Origin of the sequence: Hwangdonia lutea, from assembly GCF_032814565.1 — a bacterium.
GTDB lineage: Bacteria > Bacteroidota > Bacteroidia > Flavobacteriales > Flavobacteriaceae > Hwangdonia > Hwangdonia lutea.
The window spans coordinates 1,207,101-1,220,396 of the sequence record NZ_CP136521.1 but is presented as its reverse complement, the minus strand read 5'-3'; the positions used below and the strand labels follow the sequence as shown (position 1 = coordinate 1,220,396).

The 13,296-nt window shown below is 37.0% G+C and carries 13 protein-coding genes and 1 tRNA gene; 7 read left to right on the top strand and 7 right to left on the bottom strand.

Going from position 1 to position 13,296, the window contains the following annotated elements:
* Positions 1–48: 48 nt before the first annotated feature.
* The gene (dnaE, locus tag RNZ46_RS05240) at positions 49–4,437 is read left to right on the top strand and encodes a DNA polymerase III subunit alpha (protein ID WP_316984326.1); all 4,389 of its coding nucleotides are present in this window, start codon (positions 49–51) and stop codon (positions 4,435–4,437) included.
* A gap of 273 nt (positions 4,438–4,710) precedes the next feature.
* Here the strand turns inward: dnaE and RNZ46_RS05235 are convergent, their stop codons facing one another.
* From RNZ46_RS05235 to RNZ46_RS05210, 6 genes are all read right to left on the bottom strand, one after another.
* Positions 4,711–5,316: a MarR family winged helix-turn-helix transcriptional regulator gene (locus RNZ46_RS05235; RefSeq protein WP_316984325.1), complete on the bottom strand. Its 606-nt coding sequence runs from the start codon at positions 5,314–5,316 to the stop codon at positions 4,711–4,713.
* Between the two features lie 165 nt (positions 5,317–5,481).
* Complete coding sequence (locus tag RNZ46_RS05230) at positions 5,482–5,745, bottom strand: DUF2024 family protein (protein WP_316984324.1); 264 nt, start codon at positions 5,743–5,745, stop codon at positions 5,482–5,484.
* Between the two features lie 2 nt (positions 5,746–5,747).
* Entirely contained in the window at positions 5,748–6,467 is a 720-nt protein-coding gene (locus tag RNZ46_RS05225) for a hypothetical protein (protein ID WP_316984323.1), read from the bottom strand.
* 53 nt (positions 6,468–6,520) lie between these two features.
* Positions 6,521–6,754, bottom strand: coding sequence for a thioredoxin family protein (locus RNZ46_RS05220; RefSeq protein WP_316984322.1), 234 nt, complete (start codon positions 6,752–6,754; stop codon positions 6,521–6,523).
* 212 nt (positions 6,755–6,966) lie between these two features.
* A complete protein-coding gene (locus RNZ46_RS05215) occupies positions 6,967–7,290 on the bottom strand; it encodes an ArsR/SmtB family transcription factor (RefSeq protein ID WP_316984321.1) in 324 nt (107 codons plus the stop codon).
* On the bottom strand, positions 7,280–7,711 hold the full coding sequence (locus RNZ46_RS05210) for an SRPBCC family protein (protein ID WP_316984320.1): 432 nt from the start codon (positions 7,709–7,711) through the stop codon (positions 7,280–7,282). Before RNZ46_RS05210 ends, RNZ46_RS05215 begins: the two co-directional genes overlap by 11 nt.
* A 341-nt stretch (positions 7,712–8,052) precedes the next feature.
* Here RNZ46_RS05210 and trxA point away from each other — a divergent pair, with 341 nt between their 5' ends.
* The 6 genes from trxA to RNZ46_RS05180 all read left to right on the top strand — a co-directional run bounded on the left by trxA (position 8,053) and on the right by RNZ46_RS05180 (position 11,990).
* The gene (trxA, locus tag RNZ46_RS05205; RefSeq protein WP_237240951.1) at positions 8,053–8,370 is read left to right on the top strand and encodes a thioredoxin; all 318 of its coding nucleotides are present in this window, start codon (positions 8,053–8,055) and stop codon (positions 8,368–8,370) included.
* 84 nt (positions 8,371–8,454) lie between these two features.
* Entirely contained in the window at positions 8,455–8,994 is a 540-nt protein-coding gene (locus RNZ46_RS05200) for a ClpP family protease (RefSeq protein WP_316984319.1), read from the top strand.
* A 94-nt stretch (positions 8,995–9,088) separates the two neighbouring features.
* Positions 9,089–10,018 carry a DUF58 domain-containing protein gene (locus RNZ46_RS05195; RefSeq protein WP_316984318.1) on the top strand — a complete coding sequence of 310 codons (930 nt, stop codon included), beginning with the start codon at positions 9,089–9,091 and terminating at the stop codon, positions 10,016–10,018.
* A gap of 80 nt (positions 10,019–10,098) precedes the next feature.
* Positions 10,099–10,172 (top strand) — tRNA-Asp (locus tag RNZ46_RS05190).
* Between the two features lie 256 nt (positions 10,173–10,428).
* Positions 10,429–11,691 (top strand): hypothetical protein, encoded by a 1,263-nt coding sequence (locus RNZ46_RS05185; RefSeq protein WP_316984317.1) that lies wholly within the window; start codon positions 10,429–10,431, stop codon positions 11,689–11,691.
* Positions 11,692–11,846: 155 nt separating this feature from the next.
* Positions 11,847–11,990 carry a DUF5679 domain-containing protein gene (locus RNZ46_RS05180; protein ID WP_316984316.1) on the top strand — a complete coding sequence of 48 codons (144 nt, stop codon included), beginning with the start codon at positions 11,847–11,849 and terminating at the stop codon, positions 11,988–11,990.
* A gap of 206 nt (positions 11,991–12,196) precedes the next feature.
* On the opposite strand, the gene RNZ46_RS05175 is transcribed toward RNZ46_RS05180, so the two are convergent.
* Positions 12,197–13,294, bottom strand: coding sequence for an acyltransferase family protein (locus tag RNZ46_RS05175; protein ID WP_316984315.1), 1,098 nt, complete (start codon positions 13,292–13,294; stop codon positions 12,197–12,199).
* Between the last annotated feature and the right edge of the window lie 2 nt (positions 13,295–13,296).

Here is a 13,296-nt window from a genome sequence, read left to right as displayed (position 1 = left end):
AGTTTTGTTTTTTTAAACGACTTAACTACAACCTTTTAAACTTTAAGAATGTACTTAATTTTCGATACAGAAACCACAGGATTACCAAAGCGATGGGACGCACCCATTACAGATACTGATAACTGGCCAAGGTGTATACAAATTGCATGGCAATTGCACGATGCGATGGGTAACTGTATCGATCATCAAGATTATTTGGTGCAACCAGATGGGTTTAACATCCCGTATGATGCCGAAAAAATTCACGGTATTTCTACCGAATTAGCTCATGAACAAGGCGTGCCGTTGGCCGAGGTTTTAGAAAAATTTAATGAAGCTTTGTGCAAAACCAAATTCGTGGTTGGGCAAAACGTAAAGTTCGATTTAAACATTATGGGCGCCGAATTTGTACGTGGTGATGTGGCAAACCAATTGCAGGAACTGCCCGTTTTAGACACCTGTACCGAGCATACTGCGAGTTTGTGTCAAATTCCTGGTGGACGTTATGGCAAGTTTAAATTACCGACTTTAACCGAGCTTCACGAGTTTTTGTTTAATACACCTTTTGCCGAAGCCCACAACGCCACAGCAGATGTCGAGGCGACCACACGTTGTTTTTTAGAGTTGATTCGATTGGGAGAATATACCAAGGAACAATTGGATGTTCAACCTGATTATTTTGAGAATTTCAAAAAAGAAAACCCCGATACCATTCAGCTTATCGGATTAAAGCACATCAATCTTAAAAAAGAAAGTGCTAAGATAAATGCGCGATTGCAAAAGGCGCAAACCGTCGATATTTCTTCGGCAGAAATCAAACAAAACGTATCCGAATTAAAGGAAGTCGATTTTGTGCATTTGCATAATCATTCCCAATTTTCGGTATTGCAATCTACCATGAGCGTGTCCGATATTGTTGCGGCGGCGGCAGAATTTAACATGCCCGCTGTGGCCCTAACAGACCATGCAAATATGATGGGTGCTTTTCACTTTGTGAATGCAGTAAACAAGCATAATAAAGATGTTAAGGCTAAAATTGAGGCTGCTAAAGCAACTGGTGAAACGGCTACCGCCAAAGAAATAAAACCCATTATTGGCTGCGAGTTTTTTGTCTGCGAAAACCATTTAGATAAAACCAGAAAAGACAATGGTTACCAAATTGTACTGTTGGCAAAAAACAAAAATGGTTACCATAATTTGGCGAAACTATCGTCGCACGCCTTTGTAAATGGCTTTTATTATTTACCTAGAATTGATAAAAAACTCATTCAAGAATATAAAGAAGACTTAATTTGCTTAACAGGAAACTTATACGGCGAAGTGCCAAGTAAAGTTTTAAATATTGGCGAAAATCAAGCCGAAGAAGCTTTGCTTTGGTGGAAAAACGAGTTTGGAGACGATTTGTATGTCGAGTTAATGCGTCATAATCAAGAAGATGAAAATCGTGTGAATCCTACGTTAATTCAACTGGCAAAAAAGCACGATGTTAAGCTGGTGGCCACCAACAACACCTATTACAGAAAGCAAGAAGATGCCAATGCACACGACATTTTACTTTGTGTAAAGGACGGCGAAAAGCAGGCCACACCCATTGGTCGTGGTCGCGGCTATCGGTACGGATTGCCCAATCAGGAGTATTATTTTAAGTCTTCTGAAGCCATGAAAAATAGCTTTAAAGATGTACCCGAGGCAATTGCAAATATTCAAGAAGTAGTCGATAAAGTTGAAGCCTTCCAATTGGCTCGCGATGTGTTATTGCCTGCCTTCGATATTCCTGAACAGTTTAAACATGAAGCCGATTTAACCGATGGCGGCAAACGTGGTGAAAACGCGTATTTACGTCATTTAACTTACGAGGGCGCGAAAAAACGCTACGGAGAAGATTTATCCGATGAGGTTAAAGAGCGTCTCGATTTTGAGTTAAGCGTTATTGAAAACACAGGGTATCCCGGATATTTCTTGATTGTTGAAGATTTTATTCGCGAAGCCCGAAATATGGATGTGTCCGTTGGTCCCGGGCGTGGTTCGGCAGCAGGTTCGGTAGTGGCATATTGCCTTTGGATTACCAATATCGATCCGCTTAAATACGATTTACTTTTTGAGCGTTTTTTAAATCCAGACCGTGTTAGTATGCCCGATATCGATATCGATTTTGATGACGAAGGTCGAAGCCGTGTAATGGATTACGTGATTGAGAAATACGGTGCCAACCAAGTCGCGCAAATTATTACCTATGGTACCATGGCAGCAAAATCCTCCATTCGAGATACGGCGCGGGTACTCGATTTACCGTTGTTTGATGCCGATAGAATTGCAAAACTCATCCCAACCATGTCTAAACTCGGAAAGATATTTGGTGTGGATGAAAAGGAGTTGGCTAAAAAATTTAGGACTGAGGATCTGGAGAAAGTTAATCAGCTTTTAAATATTTCTGAAGGTGACGATTTGGAAGCAGAAACGGTAAACCTCGCACGAACGCTTGAAGGTTCGGTGCGAAATACCGGAATTCATGCGTGTGGGGTTATCATTACCCCAGACGATATTACCAAATTCGTTCCCGTGGCTACGGCAAAAGATTCCGATTTGTACGTAACCCAATTTGATAACTCGGTGGTTGAAGATGCCGGTTTGTTAAAAATGGATTTTTTAGGGTTGAAAACGCTGACTCTAATTAAAGACACCGTAAAAATCGTAAAAGCAAAACATGGTATTCAGCTCGATCCAGATTCATTTCCTTTAGACGATGAAGAAACGTATGCACTATTCCAACGCGGAGAAACGGTTGGTGTATTCCAATACGAATCTCCGGGCATGCAAAAACACCTTAAAGATTTAAAGCCCACTGTTTTTGAGGATTTAATTGCGATGAATGCCCTGTATCGACCGGGTCCCATGGAATACATTCCGAGTTTCGTGCGCAGAAAACATGGCGACGAGGATATTGAGTACGATTTGCCAGCCATGGAAGAATACCTTAAGGAAACTTACGGTATTACGGTATATCAAGAGCAAGTGATGTTGCTTTCGCAAAAACTGGCGAATTTCTCTAAAGGTGAAGCCGATGTGTTGCGTAAAGCCATGGGAAAAAAGCAGATTGCGGTACTCGATAAAATGAAGCCGAAATTTATTGAACAAGCCAGCGCAAACGGACATGATGCCAAAATTCTAGAAAAAGTTTGGAAAGACTGGGAGGCCTTTGCGAGTTACGCCTTTAACAAATCGCATTCCACTTGTTATGCGTGGATTGCTTACCAAACGGCTTATTTAAAAGCCCATTATCCTGCCGAATATATGGCCGCAGTGCTGTCCAATAACATGAACGATATTAAGCAGGTTACCTTTTTTATGGAGGAATGTAAACGCATGAAATTAAACGTGCTCGGGCCCGATGTAAACGAAAGTTACTACAAGTTTTCGGTAAACCAAGATAATGCGGTGCGTTTTGGTATGGGCGCTATTAAAGGTGTTGGCCACGGTGCGGTGATGACGATTGTTGAAAACAGAAAAAAGGATGGCCATTATAAATCTATTTTCGATTTCGCAAAGCGGATAGATTTACGTGCAGCCAATAAAAAAGCGTTTGAAAATTTAGCATTAGCAGGGGGTTTTGATAGTTTGGCCGATACCCACAGAGCACAATTTTTTCATGATGCTGGCGATGGTATTACGTTTCTTGAAAAAGCCATAAAGTATGCTCAAAAACACAAAGAGAACGAAAACTCTGCGCAGGTAAGTTTGTTTGGTGAGGCGAGCGAAGTGCAAATTGCAGAACCCGAAGTGCCACCATGCGAAGAATGGGGTACCATGGAAAAATTGAGTAAAGAACGCGAAGTTGTCGGCGTTTATATTTCTGGACATCCGTTGGATGATTTTAAAACCGAAATGAAAACCTTTTGTAACGGTACGGTTGCCATGTTTAATAATTTAGAGCCTTACGTGAATCGGGAAATTGTTTTCGGTGGCGTAGTAACCGATGTGCAACACCGTGTGAGTAAACAGGGTAAAGGATGGGCACTATTTACTATTGAAGATTACACCGATAGTTTTGAGTTTAGAATTTTTGGTGAGGAGTATTTAAAATTCCGCCATTTTTTAATGAAAAACAATTTTGTATTTGTTAAAACTTTTGTGCGCGAAGGTTGGGTAAATAAAGACACCGGAAAGAAAAGCGACCCACGGTTGCAGTTTAATAGTTTCCAGTTATTGCACGATGTGATGGAAAATTATGCTAAAAAACTATCTATTCAAGTGGATATTAAAGACTTAAACGAACAAAAAATTGTTGCGCTAAAAGAATTAATAAATATGCATCCGGGGAATCAAGCGCTTAATTTTTTGGTGTACGATACCAAAGAAAAAATTAAATTGACCATGCCCAGTAGAAAGCAAAAAGTAAAAGTGTGCCAAGAACTTTTGGGTGAATTAGAAGCGCGGGATGTTAGGTTTAAGTTGAATTAGAATTTTAATTGAACCGTCATTCTGAGGAGCGCCAAAGCGCGACGTGAGATTCTGTTTGTTGAAAGTTCAAGATTCATTTCAAGAGATTGTTACGTCCTGCGTCCTCACAATGACGTAATGTTTAATGTTATCGTCATTCTGAGCTTTTTCACTAAAAAAAAGCGTAAGAATCTGTTGTGGATTACTTGGAGTTTTTGGACTTCGATGAACAGATTGTTACACTTCGACTGCGCTCAGTGTAAGCTGTACCTCCCTCACAATGAAAGTTTTATGTTATGCTTTCACCTCAAACTCCTCACAATCAATCCGAATTTCAGAATTCAACAATTCTTTTTCCAATAAATTGCAGTAATGTTGATTGCCGTTTTTTTGATAGAACTTGCAAGCATAACAGGTACGCTGCACCGTTAAAACACCTATTTTATTCAATTTGTAAATAAGTTTACTGAGCGTGCTGAAGGTAGATTCTAAATCGGCATCGCTAATGCCGCTTAATTGATTTTTTAAAGGTTGTGCAAAATTTTCGGTTTCTGAAATTATGCTTTTTCCAGAATCTGATAATTGTATGGCGTAGCTCCTGCTATCGGAAGTGGAGAACACCTTCTCAACCAATCCTTTATTTACCAAAACTTTAACGGCATCACTTATGGTGGGTTTTGAAACGTTGAACTCTTTGGCTAAATGGCTTACATTACAAAATTCAATTTTATGATAATTTATAAAAATGAGGATTTGGATTTGAATGGGACTCAAACCTAAACGTTTGGCCTTTTCCCAAAGTAAAACTTTAAAGGCTTCAGAAATACGCTCTAAACCAGCAACGATTTTACTGGAAACATCAGCGATTTGCTGATTGGGATTAAAAATACTATCGCTCATAAAAAAATAAATAAGGCTGTCTAAAAAGTCATTTGAATTTAATTTGTCAGGTTGAGCATGTCGAAACCAATTTTTATTATTAATAAGTTAAAATATTTCGACAAGCTCAAAATGACAAAGAGTTAGTTTTCTTAGAAAGCCCTAAAGTTAGTAATCCTAATTAAGTTAGTTGCAATTTTCCATTTCAATAATCGAAAATCCTTTATTTTGAATATCATTCATAACGGCATCAGTTGCTTGTTCAATATGACAAAAATTACAAATGTTAGATGAGATGCTTTCTGTTTTAAAAGCTTTACTTTTCAAATAACTTGCCCCATAATTTAAAATGGTTTGTTCATCTTGTAAGCTATTTGGCACCAAAATATCAAAATGCATGATTTTACCGTCTTCTCTTTTTACATAGGTGTCCCAAACTGAAACTTTCATAGTTATTTTTTTACTTTATATGGTAATGATAAATCACCGCTTGCCACACTAAACACGTCGTAAACCCCAAGCATAGGTGTGTTTTCTAAGCTGGTGTTCACTTTCATGAAAGCCGTAACCGCATCATATGAAAAATCGGTTTTGTTATTGATTCTATAATCTGGAACAATCACTTTAATGGTGTTTGCTTTTGTAATTACAGGATAACCTGGAGAGTCCATATACATAGGCATGCCTGGGTTTGTTGGCGGTAAAACTACCGAGGTATCGTCTTTTTTAAATTGCTTAACCGAGAGCCCACCTTTTACGCGTTTGTCCTCAACTAAAATCACCCAATGTGGATGCCATATCACACCATCGTTGTCGTAAATAGCATCTGAATTTTCATCCCAAAGTGGGGTGTCATCAAAGTCTGGGTGGGAGGTTAGGGCAAGTGCGACAATACCTTCGGTCTGGTTAAAACCTACATCTGTTGGCTTTAAACTTGCTGGAAATACATAACCTAAAACGGGAGCGCCATCTAACTGGCCTGCTTTTTTAGGTGTTGTTTCGCCAGCATTACCTTTTACTGCAATTTCCCATACCGTGATGTTTAAATTTGAATCGTGGGTAACTTGGGTAGAGGTAATTGCGAAATTATCGTTTTGATATTGAGGGTCTTGCCCTTGGCTCCATGCTGTGTGTAAAAACAGCACTGCTATTAATAATACTATTGATTTCATAAGTTTGTTATATTTTAAAAATTAGGATTCCTAACTAATTAAACTAAAAAAAATTAGCCTTTTACAGCGTCCATTGAAGCACCAAAGTTTATATGAAGTACATTTCCGTTTGGCGTTACCAAAGCTGGAACCGATTTTACGCCGGCTTTTTCAGCTTCTGGAATTCTTGAGTTGTCTTCGCCAAAATGTACGATTTCTACATTTTCTGCTCCTATTAAATTAACAATGTCGTGTTCTGCGCTTACACATACAGGACATCCTGCGTGATAAAAAATTGATTTACTCATAATATTTGGTTTTAAAAATCATTAGGCTGTAAATATAGTTAGGAATCCTAACTAAATAAAATATTTTAACATTTATTTTAATTTTACTGTCATTCTTAGCCTTTTTTAATTAGAAAGAAGTATGACCATTTGGAGTTGATTACTTCGAATCATGATTAGATTCTCTATTAACAGATTGTTACAGTCGTACCTCCTTCACAATGACGTAATTTTTAAGCCTTATTATCTAAATAATTCTCTAAACTGCCCAGTTTGTCATCCCAGAATTGCTCATAAAATTTCAACCATTTATTAACTTCTTGAAGTTCTTTTGGGTTGGCATTACAAAAACGTTCGCGACCTTCGGCTTCAATGTAAACCAATCCAGCGTCCTCTAAGGTTTTAATGTGCTTGGTAACTCCTTGCCTTGTCATTTCAAATTGATTGGAAATTTGGGTAATGGACAGCGCTGAGGTAGCAATAACCAAGGCATGAAAAATATCACGCCTTGTGGGATCTGCTATAGCTTTAAAAAGTTTGGTGATTTTATCCTGCATTAACCTCTTGTTTTAAATAACTGGTTAAACCAGAGATGCAGGCATCCCAACCACCGTTGAAACTTTCGAACATGGCTATGGCGGTATCTCCCGCATAGTTGGAAATGTCAGAATGTTCTAAAGTAAGTTTTGTACCGTTTTTGGTGGCTTCCAGTTCCCATTTTACGGTGGTCTCGACTTTGGTGTCGCCAACTATCCAGGTGTATATCAGCACATACGGATTTGCTTTTTTTACTTCACCGGTAATAGTTGTGCAGCCTTTTTCGTTAGGTTCGGAAGTAAATACGTATTTATAGCCTTTTTCAGCTTTAAAATCCGCTTTAATAAACCATGTTGAAATTTCTTCGGCTTTTGTAATAGCGTTCCAAACCGCATCGATATTGTGTTTTAACACGGTTTCTTTTTTAATAACATCATTCATAATTATTTGTTTTTTGATTAATATGCAACTTTGTGGTTGCTAAATTAGAATAAATATTTTTAATACGCAACTTTTTGGTTGCGTAATTGAAATTTTGAATGATGTTCTGCATTGCGCAAGGGATAGTAGTGGCATCCTTTTTTGCCATTAAAGCAAAAAAGATATAGCGGATAGCCCGACCTCCCGATAGTTATCGGGAGTGGTTGCGCCCTAAAAAAATTGAAATAACCTAATCCAATAAGGTTATAAATAAAACAAATTGTTGGTTTGTAAGCTATAGAGAATATTTTGACTAAATTTGTAAATAAATAAAAAAGTAAAACCTATTAAAATATAAAATTATGGCATTAGAAATAACAGATGCAACGTTTGAAGAAACAGTTTTAAAAAGCGATAAGCCTGTACTAGTTGACTTTTGGGCAGCGTGGTGTGGACCGTGTAGAATGGTTGGCCCAGTTATTGAAGAAATTAGTGGCGAATACGAAGGTAAAGCTGTTGTAGGTAAAGTTGATGTTGATGCAAATCAGGAATTTGCCGCAAAATACGGTGTGCGTAACATCCCTACGGTATTGGTTTTCCAAAACGGAGAAGTTGTTGGAAGACAAGTTGGTGTAGCGCCTAAAAATGCTTATACTGATGCTATTGATGCGCTTTTGTAACGGATAGTTAAAAAGAAAAACGAAAAGGTTTGCCATTTATGGTGAACCTTTTTTTATTTTAGATGCAAAATTAAAATACAAATTATGGACAAAAATAAAGTTCAGGATGCTATTGATAGCAAATTAATTGAAGCGCGCAAAGTGTTTTTGTGGGGACAGGTTGATGACGATTCTGCAAAACATGTTATAGACAGGTTACTGTATTTAGATGCTTTGGAAACCAAGGATATACATTTATATATAAATAGCCCAGGCGGTTACGTAACCTCTGGTTTTGCTATTTACGATTGTATGAAATCGTTAAACAGCGAGGTTTCTACAATTTGCACAGGTTTAGCGGCATCAATGGGTTCTATTTTACTATCGGCTGGCCAAAAAGGCAAACGTTTTATACAACCCCACGCACGTGTAATGATTCATCAACCCAGTGGTGGCGCACGAGGGCAAGCTTCGAATATAGAAATTCAGGCCAAGGAAATACTTAAAACCAAAGAACTTGGAGCTCAAATTTTAGCCGATAATTGTGGGCAATCATTTGAAAAAATAATGAAAGATTTTAATCGCGATTATTGGATGGGCGCTGAAGAATCGGTTGCTTATGGGATTGTTGACGCGGTTATTTAGAAAATAGAAGATAGAAAAGAGAAAAAAGAAGAATTTTGAGTTTTTTTATGCTTGTTTCTTGACTCTAACAGCGAAGCGGTCTAACATCTTAAACATGGATTTACAGCACGAACTTAATAAAGCCAGTGGATTTAAAAACCTGGAATTACTTGCAAAACGAGTGGTCGAGGGGTTTATTGCTGGGATGCACAAGAGTCCGTTTCATGGGTTTTCGGCCGAATTTGCCGAACATAAAATATACAATCAAGGCGAAAGCACACGGCACATCGATTGGAAGCTATTTGCAAAAACCGATAAACTTTACACCAAGCGATACGACGACGAAACCAATTTGCGCTGTCATATTATTATAGACAACAGCAGCTCGATGCATTATCCGGAGATGGACGATTTTTCGATTGATAAACTTAATAAAATTGGGTTTTCAGTATTGGCTTCGGCAGTATTAATGCACATGCTTAAAAAACAGCGCGACGCTGTGGGTTTAAGTATATATAGTGATAATTACGATTTTTATGCCCCGGAAAAAGGGAGCGAACGCCACCATCGAATGTTATTGAATCAACTTAGTGATGCCGTGGTTTCGAAACCTTTGAATAAAACGACCGAAACGTATAGATACTTACATCAAATAGCAGAAAAGATTCATAGGCGATCCATGATTTTTCTGTTTACGGACATGTTTCAAACTTCCGAGGATGAGGTCAAATTATTTGAGGCTTTACGTCATTTAAAATATAATAAACATGAGGTTATATTATTTCATGTAATTGATAAAGATAAAGAACTAAAGTTCGATTTTGATAATAAACCCAAGCGCTTTATCGATGTTGAAACAGGAGAACACATTAATTTGTATGCCGATGCCATTAAAGACAACTATAATAAAGCCGTAAGCAATTATTTTGATGCATTGCGCTTAAAATGTGGGCAATATAAAATTAAGTATGTGGAAGCAGACATCAATAACCATTTTAATAATGTACTAACCACGTATATGGTGGAGCGTCAAAAATTTGTTTAGCCATTTTTTTATGAAAAAACACAAAAAAAGATTTGAGATATAAAAAAAGGCGTGTATATTTGCAACCGCAATAATGCAACGGTCTGGTAGTTCAGTTGGTTAGAATGTCGCCCTGTCACGGCGAAGGTCGCGGGTTCGAGTCCCGTCCAGACCGCAAAAAATTGCTATAAGAAAGCTCTGAGAAATTGGGGCTTTTTTTGGCAAAAGCAAGATGTTGTGTTGTTCCTAGAGAAATCTAGGACGTAGTTATACCAGTAATCCCGATAGCTATCGGGAGGTATACCAATGAGAAGCTTTCCTTTTTTCTGAATAAGAAGATTGGGATGCTTTTTTGTTTTATAGCATTTTTTTTGATGACATTTAGTTAGTATCTCGTTGTGTTAGTAGAAACTTCTTAATATTAACACACCATGACATCAAATAAAATTATTTTAATACTTTCTGTTTTAGTTTTTACTCTTAGTTGTAAAGAAAACACACAAAATAGTAACACGTCATATTACGAAGATGACTTTTATGAAGAGACAGAAAATTATCTAGAAGAAGATGGTTTTGATTATGAAGAGCGTACTGAGGATTATTCAGAATATTCTAATGTAAACGGGCATCAAAAACCAACTCAAAAAAAGGGTTTGCTTAAAAGCATTTTTGGAGGTGGTAAAAAAAGCCATGACTTTGTAGACGCTAGAACAGGCTTAGTAGTAAATTCTGCAAAGTACCCTGCAAATTGGCAAATAATTTCTAAACCCATATACACATTAGACCAAAAGATTCCCATGCACCTTGTGCAGATTCAAGGACCAGGTAATTTAAAAACATTTAATACACCTATTTACTTTTATATCCATTATCCAAATCCGCAAATTTCGCAATGGATGAAACAATATAGCAGCACATCTTCTATGATGCGCCCTGTTAAAAGTAACCAGCAAATAATGCAAGATGAGGTAAACCAGCGTATGGCAAATAGTGGCTTTAAACTAATACGGCAAAGGAAGATACCTCGAGCACAAAATTATATAAGAAATATTTTAAATAAAACAGGAGGACAACAGGCTCAACTTGATCATTTTGTCACAGAATGGACAAATGGAAAAGGACAAAAGGCTTTAGTAACACTGGCTAAAATAACTATGGGACAGCCAATTCTTAATGGCAATACCATGTTAATGTGGTTTTATAGTTTAGATTATGTTTTTGTTGATGAAGATAAGTTTGAGGATACCATTAACGACCTTTTAAATGCTATGGAAAGCACTAAAGAAAATACGGAATGGACACAATATATGGCTCAACTTAATCAGGTAAGAGCACAAAAAGCAGCACAACAGCATAGAATCAACATGCGAAATCGTCAGGCAGCTTTTAATGCACATCAACAAAAAATGAAAGGTATTTGGGCAGCTCAAGATGCCAATCATGCGTCGTTTATGAACAGAACTTTTGGTTCAGGCAGTAATGTGGCTCAAAATCAGTTTGTTAATATGATTAATGAAGAAGAGACAGTTTACAACCCATCGTCAGGAAAAAACTATCAAGTAAGTGCGGGATCTACCGAGTATTGGATGGATAGTGATGGAAACTATATAAAAAATGATAATTTATTTTATAACCCTAATGGAGATATCAATCTAAATAACCGAGAGTGGACCAAGGTGAAGAGCGCATTTTAATTATGCATTAAATATCAACATAAAATGACTAAAACTTATTTAAGCCTAACATATAAAACGTAAGTAAATATTTATCTTTTTATTTGCTCTCATTCGAGATATAGTTTATCTTTAAGAAGATTATAATTTAACAAAACCAAAAAAACTAAAACATTATGGAAGGATATTGCGTAAAATGTAAAGAAAAGAAAGAAATAAAAGATGCTACGGAAGTCACCATGAAAAATGGTAGAAATGCCATGAAAGGCAAATGCCCTACATGCGGAACGGGTATGTTTAGAATACTAGGGAAATCTTAAAATAGATTCCAAAAAACAAAGCGAAGTTGATTGGGTTTCTCTCTTTTTTTAAAGTGTTTAAAACTTAAACAAATGTGACTTTTTAAAAAAGATAGGGTCTAACTATAGCTATTAATCAATAAAAGGGTTTGCAGGGAACTACATACTTTTTTTTGAACTGAGAAGCTGCAAGACATTGCAGCTTTTTTTGTTAAATATTAGTTTTGCTAAACCTTAATAAATATTTTTTTCTTGTATAAAACATAGCCCAGAGCCATATAAAACATTACTACGGTAAGGGCATAAAGTAAAGATGACAACTTATCGGCTAAAAAAGGTTGAACATAAATGGTATTGTACAACCAAGAATGTATACTTTGTTCTGGATTTACTTTTATTAACGAAAAGCATTTGGAAACAAAACTCGATAAGAAAAATATAGTAATGGCATTAGAGCCCACATACTTAAAAATAGTGCCTAATTTGAACTGTAACACGTCGGTTAAATAGTAAATAATAGCTAGAATTAAAGTAGCCCAACCACTGGTAACTAATACAAAACTACTACTCCAAATAGCCTTGTTTATGGGGAACCAAATACTGAAAACATAACCGGAAACTAATAATAATAGAGCTGTTATTACCAAATAGGTCAATTTATTAAAGTTAACTGTAGACAGGATGCGGCCCACTAAAATACCAGAAATACAGGTTGCAACAGCCGGTAAAGTGCTCAAGATGCCTTCAGGATCGTAATCTGCTTGCCACATGTGTTTACCCAGAACATTTAAATCGATATAATTTGCCCAATTGTTTGGCGCTCTATCAAAAGTTGGCAATGTTCCGTCTGGTAACGGTACAAAACCCAAAAGCAGAAAATAGCCAATTAAAATGGAAAGCCCAATGGTTAGTAAGGTTTTCCAATTGCAATTCATAAATAAAACGGCGGAAACTAAAAACACAACGCCAATCCGCTGTAAAACACCAGGGAATCGTAAAATCTCGAAATCTTTAACAAATGGTGGATAGGGCAAAAACAACCCTAAAAACAGTCCAAGACCAATAAGTTTTAAACTGCGGATGATTATCTTTTTATAAGTCGTCGCGTTGTTTGGCTTGTTTTTGTAAGCAAACGAAATTGAAATCCCGACAATAAATAAAAAGAACGGAAATATTAAATCTGTTGGCGTTAACCCGTGCCAATTGGCATGAAGCAATGGTGCGTATACTTTGCTCCAAGTTCCGGGCGTGTTAACCAAAATCATTGCGGCAATGGTAAATCCTCTAAGAATATCTACGGATTCAATTCTTTGTTTTACATCCATGT

What these genes read in the sequence shown, in the direction of transcription:
- RNZ46_RS05185 (WP_316984317.1), top strand. Translation starts at nt 10,429, where the DNA reads ATGACATCAAATAAAATTATTTTAATACTTTCTGTTTTAGTTTTTACT.
- RNZ46_RS05175 (WP_316984315.1), bottom strand. Translation starts at nt 13,294, where the DNA reads ATGGATGTAAAACAAAGAATTGAATCCGTAGATATTCTTAGAGGATTT.
- RNZ46_RS05210 (WP_316984320.1), bottom strand. Translation starts at nt 7,711, where the DNA reads ATGAATGATGTTATTAAAAAAGAAACCGTGTTAAAACACAATATCGAT.
- RNZ46_RS05225 (WP_316984323.1), bottom strand. Translation starts at nt 6,467, where the DNA reads ATGAAATCAATAGTATTATTAATAGCAGTGCTGTTTTTACACACAGCA.
- RNZ46_RS05180 (WP_316984316.1), top strand. Translation starts at nt 11,847, where the DNA reads ATGGAAGGATATTGCGTAAAATGTAAAGAAAAGAAAGAAATAAAAGAT.
- RNZ46_RS05220 (WP_316984322.1), bottom strand. Translation starts at nt 6,754, where the DNA reads ATGAGTAAATCAATTTTTTATCACGCAGGATGTCCTGTATGTGTAAGC.
- RNZ46_RS05215 (WP_316984321.1), bottom strand. Translation starts at nt 7,290, where the DNA reads ATGCAGGATAAAATCACCAAACTTTTTAAAGCTATAGCAGATCCCACA.
- dnaE (WP_316984326.1), top strand. Translation starts at nt 49, where the DNA reads ATGTACTTAATTTTCGATACAGAAACCACAGGATTACCAAAGCGATGG.
- trxA (WP_237240951.1), top strand. Translation starts at nt 8,053, where the DNA reads ATGGCATTAGAAATAACAGATGCAACGTTTGAAGAAACAGTTTTAAAA.
- RNZ46_RS05230 (WP_316984324.1), bottom strand. Translation starts at nt 5,745, where the DNA reads ATGAAAGTTTCAGTTTGGGACACCTATGTAAAAAGAGAAGACGGTAAA.
- RNZ46_RS05235 (WP_316984325.1), bottom strand. Translation starts at nt 5,316, where the DNA reads ATGAGCGATAGTATTTTTAATCCCAATCAGCAAATCGCTGATGTTTCC.
- RNZ46_RS05200 (WP_316984319.1), top strand. Translation starts at nt 8,455, where the DNA reads ATGGACAAAAATAAAGTTCAGGATGCTATTGATAGCAAATTAATTGAA.
- RNZ46_RS05195 (WP_316984318.1), top strand. Translation starts at nt 9,089, where the DNA reads ATGGATTTACAGCACGAACTTAATAAAGCCAGTGGATTTAAAAACCTG.